Annotated in this window: 14 protein-coding genes; 5 read left to right on the forward strand and 9 right to left on the reverse strand. The window is 60.4% G+C overall.

Annotated elements, in window-relative coordinates:
- Positions 1 to 264: 264 nt before the first annotated feature.
- Entirely contained in the window at positions 265 to 858 is a 594-nt protein-coding gene (locus tag BQ8794_RS03380) for a TetR/AcrR family transcriptional regulator (RefSeq protein WP_077373083.1), read from the forward strand.
- 109 nt (positions 859 to 967) lie between these two features.
- Here BQ8794_RS03380 and BQ8794_RS03385 read toward each other — a convergent pair whose 3' ends face one another.
- The 3 genes from BQ8794_RS03385 to BQ8794_RS03395 all read right to left on the reverse strand — a co-directional run bounded on the left by BQ8794_RS03385 (position 968) and on the right by BQ8794_RS03395 (position 4,345).
- A complete protein-coding gene (locus BQ8794_RS03385) occupies positions 968 to 1,990 on the reverse strand; it encodes an alcohol dehydrogenase catalytic domain-containing protein (protein WP_077373086.1) in 1,023 nt (340 codons plus the stop codon).
- A 396-nt stretch (positions 1,991 to 2,386) separates the two neighbouring features.
- The gene (locus BQ8794_RS03390; RefSeq protein WP_077373089.1) at positions 2,387 to 3,088 is read right to left on the reverse strand and encodes a TetR/AcrR family transcriptional regulator; all 702 of its coding nucleotides are present in this window, start codon (positions 3,086 to 3,088) and stop codon (positions 2,387 to 2,389) included.
- 126 nt (positions 3,089 to 3,214) lie between these two features.
- Complete coding sequence (locus BQ8794_RS03395; protein ID WP_167378617.1) at positions 3,215 to 4,345, reverse strand: alpha/beta hydrolase; 1,131 nt, start codon at positions 4,343 to 4,345, stop codon at positions 3,215 to 3,217.
- 623 nt (positions 4,346 to 4,968) lie between these two features.
- Here BQ8794_RS03395 and BQ8794_RS03405 point away from each other — a divergent pair.
- The 4 genes from BQ8794_RS03405 to BQ8794_RS03420 all read left to right on the forward strand — a co-directional run bounded on the left by BQ8794_RS03405 (position 4,969) and on the right by BQ8794_RS03420 (position 8,470).
- Positions 4,969 to 5,547 carry a hypothetical protein gene (locus BQ8794_RS03405; RefSeq protein ID WP_077373092.1) on the forward strand — a complete coding sequence of 193 codons (579 nt, stop codon included), beginning with the start codon at positions 4,969 to 4,971 and terminating at the stop codon, positions 5,545 to 5,547.
- A gap of 120 nt (positions 5,548 to 5,667) precedes the next feature.
- On the forward strand, positions 5,668 to 7,044 hold the full coding sequence (locus tag BQ8794_RS03410; RefSeq protein ID WP_167378610.1) for an alpha/beta fold hydrolase: 1,377 nt from the start codon (positions 5,668 to 5,670) through the stop codon (positions 7,042 to 7,044).
- The gene (locus tag BQ8794_RS37255) at positions 6,936 to 7,259 is read left to right on the forward strand and encodes an alpha/beta hydrolase (RefSeq protein ID WP_167378611.1); all 324 of its coding nucleotides are present in this window, start codon (positions 6,936 to 6,938) and stop codon (positions 7,257 to 7,259) included. The genes BQ8794_RS03410 and BQ8794_RS37255 overlap by 109 nt, the downstream gene beginning before the upstream one ends.
- A 287-nt stretch (positions 7,260 to 7,546) precedes the next feature.
- Positions 7,547 to 8,470: a helix-turn-helix transcriptional regulator gene (locus BQ8794_RS03420; protein WP_244554838.1), complete on the forward strand. Its 924-nt coding sequence runs from the start codon at positions 7,547 to 7,549 to the stop codon at positions 8,468 to 8,470.
- A 55-nt stretch (positions 8,471 to 8,525) separates the two neighbouring features.
- On the opposite strand, the gene BQ8794_RS03425 is transcribed toward BQ8794_RS03420, so the two are convergent.
- The 6 genes from BQ8794_RS03425 to BQ8794_RS03450 all read right to left on the reverse strand — a co-directional run bounded on the left by BQ8794_RS03425 (position 8,526) and on the right by BQ8794_RS03450 (position 14,403).
- On the reverse strand, positions 8,526 to 9,584 hold the full coding sequence (locus tag BQ8794_RS03425; RefSeq protein ID WP_077373098.1) for an ABC transporter ATP-binding protein: 1,059 nt from the start codon (positions 9,582 to 9,584) through the stop codon (positions 8,526 to 8,528).
- Between the two features lie 44 nt (positions 9,585 to 9,628).
- On the reverse strand, positions 9,629 to 10,450 hold the full coding sequence (locus BQ8794_RS03430; protein ID WP_077373101.1) for a carbohydrate ABC transporter permease: 822 nt from the start codon (positions 10,448 to 10,450) through the stop codon (positions 9,629 to 9,631).
- Positions 10,451 to 11,434: a carbohydrate ABC transporter permease gene (locus BQ8794_RS03435; protein WP_077373105.1), complete on the reverse strand. Its 984-nt coding sequence runs from the start codon at positions 11,432 to 11,434 to the stop codon at positions 10,451 to 10,453.
- Positions 11,434 to 12,771, reverse strand: coding sequence for an ABC transporter substrate-binding protein (locus BQ8794_RS03440; RefSeq protein WP_077373361.1), 1,338 nt, complete (start codon positions 12,769 to 12,771; stop codon positions 11,434 to 11,436). The genes BQ8794_RS03435 and BQ8794_RS03440 overlap by 1 nt, the downstream gene beginning before the upstream one ends.
- 64 nt (positions 12,772 to 12,835) lie before the next feature.
- Complete coding sequence (locus BQ8794_RS03445) at positions 12,836 to 13,495, reverse strand: GntR family transcriptional regulator (protein WP_077373108.1); 660 nt, start codon at positions 13,493 to 13,495, stop codon at positions 12,836 to 12,838.
- Between the two features lie 23 nt (positions 13,496 to 13,518).
- A complete protein-coding gene (locus BQ8794_RS03450; protein ID WP_077373111.1) occupies positions 13,519 to 14,403 on the reverse strand; it encodes a dihydrodipicolinate synthase family protein in 885 nt (294 codons plus the stop codon).
- Positions 14,404 to 14,464: the final 61 nt, after the last annotated feature.

The raw sequence follows: 14,464 nt of genomic DNA on the forward strand, positions 1-14,464 counted from the left end.
CTGGCTTGCGAGGCATTATATTCTAACATGCTTCTCTCCTAACCTTTCGCCATTACTCCCAGGACAGCAGACAACAGGGCAAGTTGCCCCGCTATTATGCCGACGTATAAACGGCTACCCTTTTGGACCATCGACTGACCAGAATCGACGTCCGAGCGTCGATGAGCGCCGGCGGCCAATTTTAATGTTGGACAATTAAGTCAACTCGACTATATAGTCAATACGAGAATGACGCAAGGCTGCAATGCAGAAAAGGCATGACGGATGGCGAAAGTCGATGTGGCGCGCAGGGCGGAGATAGGGCGTGAGAAGCGGGCGCGAACGCGTGCGCAGATAGTGGAAGCAGGCGCAACGCTCCTTGGGGGGCGTACGCACGAGGCGCTCACGGTGGATGCTGTCGTCGAGGCTGCGGGCGTTGCCAAGGGGACCTTCTACTATCATTTCAAGAGCATGGGAGATCTGGCCGCTGCGGTGGGTGCCGAGCTCAGTCAGAGCTTTGATGAGCTGCTGTCGCCTGCCAGGCTCGAGCGGCGGGATCCGATTGAGCGCCTATCTTTCGCGTTCATGAAATTCCTGGAGAGAGCGAGCGCGGACACGGACTGGGCCCGCCTTGTTATTCAGAGCTCGCAATCGCCCATTGAGTTCGGCATAGGGGTTCGCGGGAATCTCAAGGCGGACATCGAGGAAGCGATTGCCCAGGGCCGGGTGAGCATGCGCGACGTAGAGTTGGCAGCCGACATCGCAATTGGAATATGGCTGGAGGTGACGCGCGGAATTATTGCGCGAGGTCCCCGGCCCGAAACGACCAGCCAAGCGCTCGACGCGACGCTTCGAGCTCTCGGCCTCGGCCAGCGCTGAATAGGATTGGATAAAGCATCTCGGCCGTACGCATGTTTTGATGGACAGCGCACCTTATGAAAGCCTGAGGTGCGCCCCTTCGCGCTCGTCGCAACGCTCGACTGTGGTATCAGGGCAGCAGCAGCACGCGCCCCGGCTGTCTTTTCCTGACGTGGTCGAAAGCCACACCTGCTGCGGCGAGCGGCTTGCACAGCCCGATCGGGAGGCTGACATGGCTGTGTTCGACGAACTGGCGCAAGTCATCCAGTGCTGCCTTGTCCGGCTTGAAGAGGACCCATGCGTAATTGCTGGCGCCCTTCGGCAGCGCGCGTCGGTGAGCCTTCTTTTGCGAGATTGTCTTTAGCATACCGCGCAGCCAGCCAAGCCGGTCGAAGTTCCCTAACATTGGGTGCACGGTGGTTGCGTGACCGAGCGCACCGTCGCGCAGACAGCCTAGCAATACGCGATCATCTTCCCAGGTTGCGAAGTTGAGAGTTGCGTCGAAAGAGCGCGACAAGGAGACGAACAGCTCGTCTGTTCGCTCGACCACTTCGGTGGCACCCGCCTCAAGACACACCTTGCTGTTTGACTTCCGGGAAATCGCAGTAACTCTCGCGCCCCATGCGGAGAGCATCTGCGTTGCTAACGTCCCCAGTCCGCCGGCGGCACCGTGGACCAGCACGTTCTTTCCGGCGGCGTTCTCCCGGGTGAGGCCCGCTCCGCGTACAGCGAGCCACATTGTCGTGAAGCTGTAGGGGATTGCAGCGAGCGGGTGAAGGTCAAGGCCTTCAGGAACCGCCAGCACGTGGATAGCCTTGACCAGCACATGGCTGGCGTGGGTCCCGGCGGTTGAAGCAGGCTTTACGCCGTAAACTCGATCGCCGATCTTGAAAGTCGCCACACGGGAGCCGACCGCAGTAACCGTACCCGCAAGGTCGTTGCCGAGCACTAACGGAAACGTGCCGGCTCCGATCAGCGATAGCAGCCTCCTGCCGTAGCCTTCGGAACGGCGCACATCGATCGGGTTCACCGAAGCCGCGGCCACGGCGATCTCAATTTCATCTGCCGCCGGACTTCGCCTGGTAAATTGCCGAACTGTAAACCCGCCCGAGCCGTTTGGCCCGAGGCACAGAGCTGCAGCGCCTGATGTCATGCCCTAGACCTCCCTGCCTTGCCGAGGTCGGCGCCGTCACACTCCAACACCTCCGATTCGAATGCATACCGTTCGAGGGCGCGCTGCAACGCAGTTGCGAGCCCGTGACGCCGGATACGGAGCACGTGCGACCCTGGAGCTTGAGATACGCTTGTCACTAGCCTTTCCTCCTGTCTGGCAAAGGCCCGCCGAAACTGATATTTGTACAGTATAGTCAAAACGACTAAATAGTCAATATGAATTATGCAGCGGCGTGAATTCAATGGCTGCTCGGCCGCAAGCAGCGCCGGCCGCACTCTGGTGACCGGATCAACGCAAGGATCTGGTGCCGCCACAAAGCACTCGATCTCGGCGAACAGTTAACGGAAATCGCCGCTTGAGGGCGGCAGTCCAAGATCAGGCCGCGCTGCTCGCCGCACCTGGACGCTGAGACTTCGGCGGCCTCGGCCCATCAGGCACTGCGCCGTCGGCAGGTCCAGGCAAGCGCGCAAGGACCGACTTCACCTGCCCAGCATTGAGGCCTATAGCGCGCAGGATGGCGCTGATGGCCGCGTCACGATGGAGCGATGACAGCCTGCGCTCGCCGAGCGCGCGCATGAGCTGGAGCATGATCCCAACGACGATCTCCAGGTTCAGCTCCGCGGATGCCCCGGCGTCCGGCAAGCTCTTCGAGAACTGTTGCAGGTCTTCGAAAAGCCGGCTGCGGAGGAGCTCGCCACCCTTCGGAGCTGCTGCCGCCATTCTGGCGACAAGGCTGGCCCATCGAGGATCATTGAGGGCCTTGTCGATGAATGAGCTGCACCCGAACGCAATCCGAAGGGCAGGATCAGCGAGTGAGAGCCGGTCGGCTTGCAGCATTTCGTCGAAAGACTGGACTAGTTCCTCCGCGACCGCCGCCGTAAGAGCGTCTAGGCCATCGAAATGAACGTAGAAAGTACCCTTGGCGACGCCGGCCTCTCTGACTACGTCGTCGACTGTTACCGATTCCACGGCCTGCTTGGCGAACAACGAGTTAGCCGCGGCTAGGAGCTCTGCACGGGTTCGCGCGCGCTTTTCGCGCCCAATTTCAGCTCGACGAATAGGATTGATCTTCGCCATCGTTGGTCCGATCTCAAACAACAGATTGCACAATAGGTCATATTGACCAGAACGTCCACATCAAGCTCACTGGCTTTGCATCACCACTATCGTTTCGTTTGGCCCGAGCCCGTCCACACAGATATTTCAGTACGAGATCTGGCCATCAACGATCTGCCCGATCGAGGTGGTAGACTCACGCTTCAACAATTTGCGTGCCTCGCTGCTATCAACTGGGGCGGTAACGGTTTTGCGCGTCGCCGACCGGCCGAGACTACCGGCCGCCGCAGCTAAGCGATCCGCGAACCCAGCCTCGCCTCCGGCCACAGATTGCCCCCCCAGGCGCTGTGCCAGCAAACGGATAATCTCAGGGCTGTCGGCAAAGGCATTGTGGCCCAGCGAATCTCCCGACGCTATTGCGCTGGTGTCGATAACCACAACTCCGAGTTCATCAAGAACCGCCGTATATGGCGTGAGATCGGTACCGCCGACACGCGAAATTCCACCAGATAGCCAGCGGGAGACCTCTAGAGCCTTGTCCCGCGTCGACGTGAAGATTGTGAAACGCGGCTTATTTGGCCCCATCTCGACAAATTGTCGACGAAACACATCGATGTCGATATCCGGAGACGCCAAGACGACATTCCTGACCTTAGCCGGGATCGAATTTTTACGCATGGCGACACCGCGTAACGCCTCCGCGGCAAGCCACGTCCCCATCGAATGAGCGAGAATGGTGACGTCGTCGACGTCCGGACTCATGGAAGCCTGGAGGATCAAGTCCTCCAAGGCTCGGCGCGAGTAGTTGGCGCTCTCCTTATCGTAAAGATAGTCGAAGACCCTAGCCCGCGATGGCCAAGCGAAGAGAATAGGCGCTGCGTCAGTTCCCGAGTCGTGGACGATCTGAGCGAAACGAAACACGGCGTCGGCATAGGTATTGTTGTAGCCGTGCACGAAAATGAGCACCTGTCGCTTTGCGTTTCGGTTCTTGCGGAACCAATCGAAGACCTGCCTTTCCGTTGCGACTTTGTCGACCCCGACCATGGCAAACTCCCGATCGGGATCTGGGGGAACGCGTGAAGGCCACTGGATCTGACCGATCTTTCGGTTTCGATCCGGAGGTATGGTGACAGTGACGCTGTCCAACGAGATCGCCGTTCCGCGCTCGCCTGAATAAAGTCGGCCGGCGTCCTTTGACGGCTTTCGTGTCGTGGCGACCAGTAGATTAATCCGCGTGGCCTCGCTAGCGGCGACAGTGGGGGGTTGGAGCACGTTCATCGCTCGTGTCGCGCAGCCGGTCGCGACCAGGCAAAGCGTCAATAAAATCGCAAGCACCAAGCCAGAACTTCCGGGGTACGCCCTCTGATGTCGACTGACAAAGGTTGGCATTGTTGGATCTGACCCTTCCTATACGCGCGCCGTCAGGCCGTGTTAATCGCTTGAACGGTCCGTCCTGGGAGATGCACCGCCGCCATGCGCGCGCACAATAAAGTCAAAACGACTTAATAGTCAATATGAACTTACAGTCATCGGTGGGAGAGTGCGAACCGTAAAAATTTCCCGGTACGAGCACTACGGAGACCCCCAGCAAACCCGGAGGGCCAAATCGGAGAGGTTAGCCCGTACCTCTTCGGGGATGTCCAGGATCCAGTAGCCTTGTTCGCCCGCATATGCGACTACGCGCGGAGGCAGTCCCACCAGATTCTGCCTTTCCGTGCTGCCGAGCGTGATGTCTGCAAGCTATTGATTTTAAGTTTTTTAAACCGTGCAGATTCCTAATCTGTAGGTCACAGGTTCGATTCCTGTCGGGATCACCAAATTTTCAAAAGCTTAGTAAGGGTCCGCCATACCTTTCGCGGCAGTTTGGTACGGCATGTTTTGGCAGCCGGCTCAGACTCGTAATGCTGATTGATACGCCGGTGGAGACAGTCGTTGCTGGATCGCGAAGGCGTCCACAACATCTATGCTTCCCGCTCGGCGGCGGCAGGTCCGGCATCGAAGCAGTCCGCGTCCTTGCCGACGATCTCGTCAGCATGCGCCAACCCGAATGCGACGCTCCTGGACGCTCAGGAGTGGCCAACGGTGACAACTGCCCGGACGCCATCGTCGCCTATGACCCTGTACTCAAATGGGTCATGCGCGGCCCATCGAAGGCACTCATAATTGATAGCTATTCGGTGGGCCGGGAAACCACGATCATCTATTGCGTGGGGAGTACCCTGTGCCCCGTATATTGGGAGCAACCGGTGGGGAGCGTTATGGGGAAGCATCTGTGGTTAAGCCTGGCGTTAGCCTGCTCGGGAATACTGTTGAACCCGCCGGTCGCCGAGGCAAAAGCTTTCAAAAATTTCCAGGGCAAGCAATGCAACCGTGACTATAGACGGCTCTGCCCAATGATACCGATCGGCAAATGCGATCTTGAAAGCATGATCGAGCAGTTGTCACTGCCCTGCAAGGCATTCGTCGAGGAGCACCGATAAAGTCGCTATTGCATTTGCCGCACTGACCGCCGCCGGGTGATGCGGCGCCAGCTACGAACCGCGTCCAAGCTCAGCGGTGGCGAGAGAATGCCTCAAGCCTGCTGCATGATGGAGGGCAACATGCACACTTCTTTCCGGCGTATGTTCAACAATCTGGTTCGAGTGCTCCTTAAGCTCGCGTCAGCTGTATTTCTCTTTTGCGCGTGGAGCGGGGATATCCATGCGGGAGAGTTCAAGAAAACCAATTGTTGGTTCGAGATTCCGCGCGACCGTGGCATGACATGCGGGACGCTCAATGTCCCTGAAAATCGCAAAAAAGCCTCTGGGACTGAAATCACTCTATCGGTGGTGGTCTTCGAACCCGATCGCGAGCGGCATGAGCCCATTGTGTTTCTCACGGGCGGGCCTGGCCAGCCCACCGATATTGGCGACCGGGAAGACATCGAGGCATGGTGGCAGTTCATAAGTGATCAAAATTGGATGATCGGGCGCCGAGTGGTCGTGGTCGACCAACGAGGGATAGGAAAGTCAATCCCCAGGCTCAGCTGTTCGCGATACTTCAAGGCCGATCATTGGAACTCCATTTCGCTAAGCGTCGATGCCGAGATCAGCTTTGACAAGCTCATGAGAGATGAGGTGGTCGCGTGCCGAAGCGCGCTGATAGCAAAGGGCATTGACCTCTTCGCCTACAACACCACCGAAAATGCAGCAGACGTCAACGACGTTCGGAAGGCTCTTGGCATAAAGAAGTGGGTACTCTACGGCGTCTCTTACGGCACAAGAGTTGCCTTGGAAGTGATGAACGAGTATCCAGAGGGCATCTCGGCGAGCATTCTGGATTCCGTTCTTCCCCTTGATATCGACTACCTCAAGGAAGATGGGCGAAATCTGGATCGTTCTTTGCGACTGCTGGAACGAGATTGCCAAAAATCAAAAAATTGCATGCGCGGGCTGGGAGACGCGGTGCGAGCGATCGTAAAGCAGCTGGACAAACAGCCGGCGCTTTTGCGGAGCGATGACAGAGAAAACGCTCCCGCTCAGTACAGATATGTCTCCGGCGCGGATTTTCTCGAGCTTATATTCGGGTTGCTCTATGATCGTTACGCTATCGAAGATCTTCCAAAGCTGGTCGAGAAAACATACGAAAACGATTTCAGACCGCTTGCGGATATGATCTTTGAAGGTGACGATACCGAGATTGCCCAGGGCATGGATTTTTCGGTCACTTGCTCTGAGACCAACAGATCCGAGCTGCCTGACAAGGGCCTCGAATACTGGACGAAGTGGATCGGAGAGGCCGACTATACCTGGGTTTGCCCGCTTTGGTTTCCTCAGGGAATGGCGGTTTCGCAAAGCGTCCCCGCCGCCTGGATATCCCGACCCTGCTGTTGTCTGGAGAGTATGATCCGGCAACACCAACTCACTGGGCCTATCGTGCGGCCAAAAGCCTTCCTTTTGGGCAGGTCGTCGTGCTTCGCGGGATTGGCCACGATGTGATCGATTCTGACCCTTGCGGATCGGAGGTTGTCGCCGATTTCCTGGCGAACCCCAGACGCAAGCTGAAGACTGGGTGCATTGGGCGGATGCAGGCTCCGCAGTTCACCGCCGCGGCGGAGGAGCAGTGGCGAGGGCCAGTAACGCAGCGGGCTGCGGCGATAAGGTCGCCGTTCCGGTTCAGGCATCGCTTTTCAACATCGCCCAAAAAACACTAGTTCCGGGCGGCAAGCACCGCCAAGCTGCATCACGATCGCGGGCGGCCCTGAGGGCGGCCCGACTCGCCATTCAAGATTCAGTATGTTTAGATAGGTGCCTACCAAGGGGCTGGCGGTGGGCGCTGCTTTCGATTTTGACGCGATCGGTGTTGCCTTTGTCGAGGCAGCCCTCGATCCATCGCGCTGGGATTCCGCGATGGAGGTTGCAGAAAAGGCCACCGGGAGCGCCGGAGCGCTGCTCTTCGACATAAAAGGGCATCTGCCACTCGTGCCTTGCAGCCGCACCATTGGCCCCTGCTCTCGACACCTATGTCCGCGATGGATGGATTGACCGCGACGAGCGGTATCGCCTCATCAACTTCCTCGATCGGAAAGGGGTCACCTCGGAGTTCGACCTCCTGACGTCAGACGATATCGCCAAGCATCCATACTACCAGGAATTCCTCGCGCCTTTCGGCCTGCGATGGTGCGCGGCCGTCAAGATCGCTGCAGGAGACGACTTCTGGTCACTGTCGCTGCAGCGGTCGATCCAACAGGGTCCGTTCACGCCAGACGAAATGAGACAGCTGGCGGACCTTTCAAGACAGCTGGGCTCTGTGGCCGCAGTTGCGCGGGCAATCGGTTTCGGGAGGGCCGACGCGGCACTGGATGCGTTTAGCGCCACCGAAACGCCTGCCGTCATGTTGGACAGGAGCGGCAATGTACTCCGGCCCAACGCTCCGGCGGAAAGGCTTCTGGGGCGGGGTCTGCAGATTACGCGCCGGCGTCTGGTGTCCTTTGACCGAACCGCGACAGATGCTCTCGACCGATCGCTGAAAGCGCTGCTGTGTTCGCCGGACACGGCCGCATCGATGCCTCCCGTGCCACTGCCCAGACTGCAAGGGCGGCCGCTTCTTGCCTATCCGTTGCGACTTCCGAAAGTCTCCTACAACGCGCTCGCGCCGTGCCAGGCAATCGTCATCCTCATTGATCCTGACGCGAGACCTCCTCCTCCTGAAGCCGTGCTGCAGTCCTGCTTCAGGCTGACAGCGTCCGAAGCGAGGCTGGCGAGAAAGATTTGCTCGGGACACGGCGTTGAAGCGGCAGCCGACGAACTTGGCGTTTCCTATGAGACCGGGCGCAACCAGCTGAAATCGGTCTTCGCGAAGACGCAGACGCATCGGCAGTCGGAGCTGGTCGCGCTTCTCACAAGGCTCTCGAACGGCCGATAGTTCGCGCATGAGTAACGGCCCTCGCGTCAGCGAACCCGCCGCGCAGGCCACACCATCACATACGCCGACCGGTTTTCGCGTCGAACAGGTGGGCGCAGGCGCGATCGACTTCGATCCGTATCTGCGCGCCCTGCTTGAGCGGCAGCCGCTCGCGGAACAGGCAGGAAATTTCCTCGCCGGCGCAGTCGACCTTGGCGAAGATTTCCGAACCCGTGGCTTCCAGAAGCGTGACCGTGCCCGGCATGCCCTGGGCAGTTGCGCGGATGTGCTCGGGACGGATGCCGTAGACAAGTTCGCGTCCTGCAGCGTCGGTCGGGCGGGCGCCTTCCGGCAGCGGCAGGATCAGCCCCCCGGCGCTGCGGAACACGCCTTCCTCGATGCGGCCGGCAATGAAGTTCATGGCGGGCGAGCCGATAAAGCCGGCAACGAAGAGATTGGCCGGCTGGTCGTAGAGGTCGAGCGGCGCGCCGATCTGCTCGACCAGGCCGTCATGCAGCACGACGATCTTGTCAGCCATCGTCATGGCTTCGATCTGGTCATGCGTGACGTAGATGGTGGTGGTGCCCAGCCGCTGGTGCAGCGCCTTGATCTCGCCGCGCATCTGGACGCGCAGCTTGGCGTCGAGATTGGAGAGCGGCTCGTCGAACAGGAAGACCTGCGGGTCGCGCACGATGGCGCGGCCCATGGCGACGCGCTGGCGCTGGCCGCCGGAGAGCTGACGCGGATAGCGCTCAAGCAGCTTTTCCAGGCCAAGGATATTGGCGGCATTCCTGACCCGGCCAGCGGTATCGGCCGGATCGGCTTTCTTGATCTTGAGCGCAAAGCCCATATTGTCGGCCACCGTCATATGCGGATAGAGCGCGTAATTCTGGAACACCATGGCGATGTTGCGGTCCCGCGCCCGCAGATTGTTGACCATACGCTCGCCGATGGTGATCTTCCCGCCCGAGATCGTTTCAAGTCCGGCGATCATGCGCAGCAGCGTCGACTTTCCGCATCCCGACGGGCCGACCAGGATGACGAACTCGCCGTCGGCGATGTCGACACTGACGTCGTGAATGATCTTGGTGGCTCCAAAAGCCTTCTGCACGTTGTTGATGGTTACCGATGCCATTGGATTTCTCCGGGAGAAGAGTGATGTCGAGCTGGAATGCGGCTTCAGCCGCCCTTGACTGCGCCGGCGGTCAGCCCGGCGACGATCTGCTTTTGCGCGAACATGGTCAGCACCAGCACCGGCAGCGTCACCACCAGTGCGGCGGCGGCGAGCGGCCCCCAGCTCACCTGCTCATAGGAGAGCATGTTGTAGACGGCGACCGGCAGTGTGCGCGTTTCGCGGCTGGCGAGCACCACGCCGAAGACGAAATTGTTCCACGAAAAGATGACCGACAGGATGAAGGCGACAACGATGCCCGGCTTGGCGATGGGCAGGGCGACCAGCCGGAATACCTGCCAGGAGCTGGCGCCGTCGATATTGGCCGCCTCTTCCAGTTCCATCGGCGTGGTCTCGAAATAACCGATCATCACCCAGACCACGATCGGCACCGTCACCACCAGGTGGATGATGATCTGCGGCCAGAGCGTGCCGAGGATTCCGATCCATTGGAACAGCAGAAACAGCGGGATGAGATAGGACAGCCCCGGCGTCATGCGGGCGATCATGATGACGACCGCCGATCTTTCGGCTTTGAGCCGCGCTATGCCATAGCCGGCCGGTACGCCGATCAGCAGCGCCAGCAGTGTCGCCGTGCCGGTCACCAGAACCGAATTCCAGAGATAGAGCAGGAAATTATTCTCCTCGAACACTTTTACATAGTTCGACCAGGCGAAGCGTTCGGGGATCAGGATCGGCGGATAGGCGCCGTTGTCGATCTCGAATTTCAGCGAAAGCGAGATCATCCAGAGAAAGAACAGGATCGCCGGCGAGACGATGACCAGAGCCGCGAAAAACAGGCCGATCTGGTTGAGCAGACGTGAGCTCATCTATTTGCCCTCCGCGTCGTTCCACTGCGAGCGCTGGCGCAGCATCAGGAGGATGAAGGACAGCGCCACGATGACGATGAAGAACACCACGGCCATGGCCGAGCCATAGCCGATGTCGTAGTAGGAAAAGGCGGTGTTGTAGAGATAGATGTTGATGGTTTCGGACGCCGTGCCAGGCCCGCCCTGGGTCATCGCATAGATGATGTCGAAGCTCTTCAGCGCATCGATGGTGCGAATGATCAGCGCAATCATCAGGAACGGCGCGATCATCGGCAAAGTGAGGTAGCGGAATTGCTGCCAGGCATTGGCGCCGTCGATTTCGGCGCTCTCGAACGGCTCGCGCGGCACCGAGGCCAGCCCGCCCAGCACGATCAGCATCACCAGCGGCGTCCATTGCCAAGTCTCGACCGCGACCAGCGAAGGGATGACCGTGTTGGCGTTGAATATCCATTCCTGCGCCGGGATGCCGACCAGCGATAGAAGGTAGTTGAGCACGCCGAGCTGGGGGTGGAACATCATGGTCCAGACCAGCGCCACGGCAACTGGCGTTGCCATCATCGGCATGACGAAGACGCCGCGCAGCAGGCCGCGCAGCGGAAACCTGGCGTCGAAGATCAGGGCGGCGACAGTGCCCAAGAACATCGGCGCTGCCACCGACAGCGAGGTGTAGGTCAACGTATGAACAAGCGATTCCCAGAATCGCGGGTCGCTGGCCAGACGGAGATAGTTTTCCATCCCGGCAAAGCTCCGCGACTGGCCGAGCGTCCAGCGATTGACGCTCATCCAGAGCGTGAAAGCCCAGGGAAAGACGATCACGGCGCTGACGACGACGAGCGCCGGAACGACGAAGGGCCAGTAGTTGGGAGCCAGCCGGATCGTCTGGCTCCCTTCGATGGCCTGTTCAGTCGTCACCGCGGTGCGATCCGTCGTCACCTCGGTGCGACCTGTCGTCACCCCGGTGCGATCTGGGGCGATGGTCGACATCAGCCCTGCTCGCTCCTGTCGAGAACCGGCTGGAACTGCGCGGTGGCCTTCTTCAGCTCTTCGGCAGGATCGGCGCCGGAAATCATGTTGGTCAGCGCCACGCCATAGATGTCGCGGAACTCGGTGACCGGGATGATCACCGGCAGGGCCAGCCTGCTGATATTGCCGGACTGAACCACCGCATCGAGCCAGCTTGCCGGCATGGTGACGCCTTCGCGCACCTTGGGATCTTCCAGCACCGACTTGCGGAACGGCACGCCGGCGCCGGCCTGGAGCAGGCGTGCGCCCATCGCCGGGGAAACCGCCCACTGACAGAACAGATAGGCGGCCTCCTTCTTTTCACTGGAGGCGGTCACGCCGAGGCCGTCGCCAAACGTCCCGGAGGCATGCGCCTTGGGCCCCTTGGGCATGACGCCATAGCCGACCTTGCCGACCACGCGCGACTTTTCGGGATTTTCCATCGGCGGGGCAAAACCGACGCCATCGAACCACATGCCGATCTTGCCTTGCAGAAAGGCGGACTGCGCTTCGGCCCAATTGAAGCCGGTGACACCCGGAGGGGCGGACTTGGTCATCAGCCTCTGGTAGAGGGCAGCCGCCTCGATCGCCTCGGGCGTTTCGGTGCGCAGCTTTCCCTTGTCGTCGAGTGGCGTCATGTCGTAGCCGAGCATCAGCGACGTCCACACCGGCGTGTTGGCATTTTTCAGGCCGCGGGCGACGAAGCCGAAAGTGTTGGTCGATGGATCGGTCAGCGCTTCGGCGGCGGCCACCAACTGGTCGAACGATTCAGGGTATTTGAGGCCCTTGGCCTCGAACAGCTCCTTGTTCCAGTAGACGATCCAGTAGTCCACCGAGAAGGGCAGCGAACGCAGCACGCCCTGGTTGTCCTTGGCGAAAAGCATGCCGGCCTCGGCGAAATCGCCTTCGACCAGGCCGGGATCGGTCAGGGTCGGATCGGCGAGATAGCCGGCGATGTCGGCCAGCCAGCCACCCTTTTCGAACTGGCGCTTCTGCACGTGATAGCTCAGATGCACGACATCGAAGCTCGGCCTGCCGGAGCTGAGCTCGATCACCGTCTTCTGCCGCTGCTGCTGTTCCGGCGTCGCCTCGGCGTTGACCTTGATGCCGGTCAGTTCCTCGAATTCGGCGATGTATTTCAGGATGGTGTCGCTGCGCGGGCTTTTCACCAGATTGACGTCGAGCGTGCTGCCGGCAAAGCGCTTCCAGTCGACGCTGGCGGAAAAGCTCGGGCGAAGGCCGGCCAGGCCCGCGGCTGCGAGCGCCGTGGTTCCTGCAAGGACTTGCCTTCTCGTTGGCTTGAACGGATTGGACGACATTTCTTCCTCCCTTGGGTTGCTGTCGTTGTGGATAGCGTCGCGGCAGCCGCGAACCATACGTTCCTCAGATCTGGAGCGCCAACCGGCGCGCATTGTCGATATGCCGGCTGATCGCCTCGACCGCCTTTTGCGGGTCGCGGCTCTCGAGCGCTTCGATCACCGCCAGGTGCTCCTGCATCACCGGCACGACGCGCCCGTCGATGCGGAAACGCTCCTGGTGGATCAGCCTGATCTTTACCGAATTGACCAGATACGCCTTGGCGATGATCTCGTTGCCCAGCGCATCGATGAAGGTGTCGTGCATGGCCCAATCGATGTTCTGGGCCTCGGCTTCCATTTCCGGCGTCGGCGCCTGCGACAAGGCTTGAGCCAGCATGTCCTCATGTTCGCGCCGCAGGCCGGCGAGTACAGCGTCCGAGGCGTTGACGGTGAACAGCGCCACCGCCTCGCGCTCCATGAACAGGCGAAACTGGAAGGCCTCGCGGATCAGGTTGATGTCGATATGAGCGATCTGCATGCCGCGCTGCGGGATGGTCGCCAAAAGCCCCTCGGCCTCGAGGCGCGGCACGATCTCACGGATGGCGCCAAGCGGCAGCCCGGTAAAGGCAACCAGTTCGCGCTGCGACACGAACTGTCCCGGCCGCAGATCGCGGGCCAGCAAATGCCGCGTGAAGCTGGCATAAGCTCTTTCCCTGAGGGTTGCCGGTTCGCTGCTGTCGTCCATTTCAGCGCACTTCCCTTTGCCGGTCAGGCCGGCTCTGTCGCAAACAGCCTGTCATAGGCGGCAGCAAGCTGTTGCCGCCCCTGCGAACCGATCGGCTCCAGCGGCGGACGGACCGCCAGCCAGCGCTCGTCGCCGGTTTTGCGCGCCACCATGACCTTCACCGCCGGGATGACCGAATATCTAAGCAATTCGAGCACGAAGCTCTCGACACGGGCATCATCGCGCCCATCCTCGGCCATGGCGCGGATTTCGCCGGTGACGAAATTGGCCATGCCGGAAATGGCGCCCTGCCCGCCCTGGCGCACGCTTCTGGCCAGGTGCCGCTCGTCGCCGATCAGGATCACCATGTCGCCATGGGCTCTTAGCAACGCCTCGCTGTAACTCCAGTCGCCACCCGAATCCTTCACGCCGGCGACCACACCGGGAAAGGCCGCACGCAGCCGACCGATCAGGGCAAGCGGGAGCGGCACCATGGTGACAGAAGGAATGTTGTAGAGGAGGACGCCGCGGGCCAGTGGACCGAGCGCAGCGAAGGCGGCGGAAAACCATCCGAACAACCCGTCCTCGCTGACATTCTTGAAGTAGCTCGGTGGAGCCAGCAGGATGTTGCGGACGCCGCATTGCAAGGCATGCCGCGCCTGTTCGGCGGCGTCTTCGGCCGCATCGACCAGCACGCCGGCGACGAGCTGATGTGCCGGAATGCCGGCGGCAAGCATGGCCTCGGTAACAGTCCGCCGCTCTCCCGTCCCTACGGAAGCGCCTTCCCCGGTGGTGCCGAAGAGCGTGGCGCTGCTGCAGCCGGCGCCAAGGCAAGCCCGGGCCTGCGTGATCATGGGAAGGATGGCGATTTGCCCGGACGCGTCGAAAGGCGTGGCGAGGGCAACCGAAAGACCAAAGCGCGAGGCCAATATGCTCTCCAGATGTCGATGTGCAAGCAGTAACTAGCACACTAACATGTTAGTTGTAAAT

Source organism: Mesorhizobium prunaredense, from assembly GCF_900156895.1.
Taxonomy (GTDB): domain Bacteria; phylum Pseudomonadota; class Alphaproteobacteria; order Rhizobiales; family Rhizobiaceae; genus Mesorhizobium; species Mesorhizobium prunaredense.

What these genes read in the sequence shown, in the direction of transcription:
- BQ8794_RS03385 (WP_077373086.1), bottom strand. Translation starts at nt 1,990, where the DNA reads ATGACATCAGGCGCTGCAGCTCTGTGCCTCGGGCCAAACGGCTCGGGC.
- BQ8794_RS03440 (WP_077373361.1), bottom strand. Translation starts at nt 12,771, where the DNA reads ATGTCGTCCAATCCGTTCAAGCCAACGAGAAGGCAAGTCCTTGCAGGA.
- BQ8794_RS03445 (WP_077373108.1), bottom strand. Translation starts at nt 13,495, where the DNA reads ATGGACGACAGCAGCGAACCGGCAACCCTCAGGGAAAGAGCTTATGCC.
- BQ8794_RS03395 (WP_167378617.1), bottom strand. Translation starts at nt 4,345, where the DNA reads ATGAACGTGCTCCAACCCCCCACTGTCGCCGCTAGCGAGGCCACGCGG.
- BQ8794_RS03435 (WP_077373105.1), bottom strand. Translation starts at nt 11,434, where the DNA reads ATGTCGACCATCGCCCCAGATCGCACCGGGGTGACGACAGGTCGCACC.
- BQ8794_RS03410 (WP_167378610.1), top strand. Translation starts at nt 5,668, where the DNA reads ATGCACACTTCTTTCCGGCGTATGTTCAACAATCTGGTTCGAGTGCTC.
- BQ8794_RS03430 (WP_077373101.1), bottom strand. Translation starts at nt 10,450, where the DNA reads ATGAGCTCACGTCTGCTCAACCAGATCGGCCTGTTTTTCGCGGCTCTG.
- BQ8794_RS03390 (WP_077373089.1), bottom strand. Translation starts at nt 3,088, where the DNA reads ATGGCGAAGATCAATCCTATTCGTCGAGCTGAAATTGGGCGCGAAAAG.
- BQ8794_RS03380 (WP_077373083.1), top strand. Translation starts at nt 265, where the DNA reads ATGGCGAAAGTCGATGTGGCGCGCAGGGCGGAGATAGGGCGTGAGAAG.
- BQ8794_RS03405 (WP_077373092.1), top strand. Translation starts at nt 4,969, where the DNA reads ATGCTGATTGATACGCCGGTGGAGACAGTCGTTGCTGGATCGCGAAGG.
- BQ8794_RS03425 (WP_077373098.1), bottom strand. Translation starts at nt 9,584, where the DNA reads ATGGCATCGGTAACCATCAACAACGTGCAGAAGGCTTTTGGAGCCACC.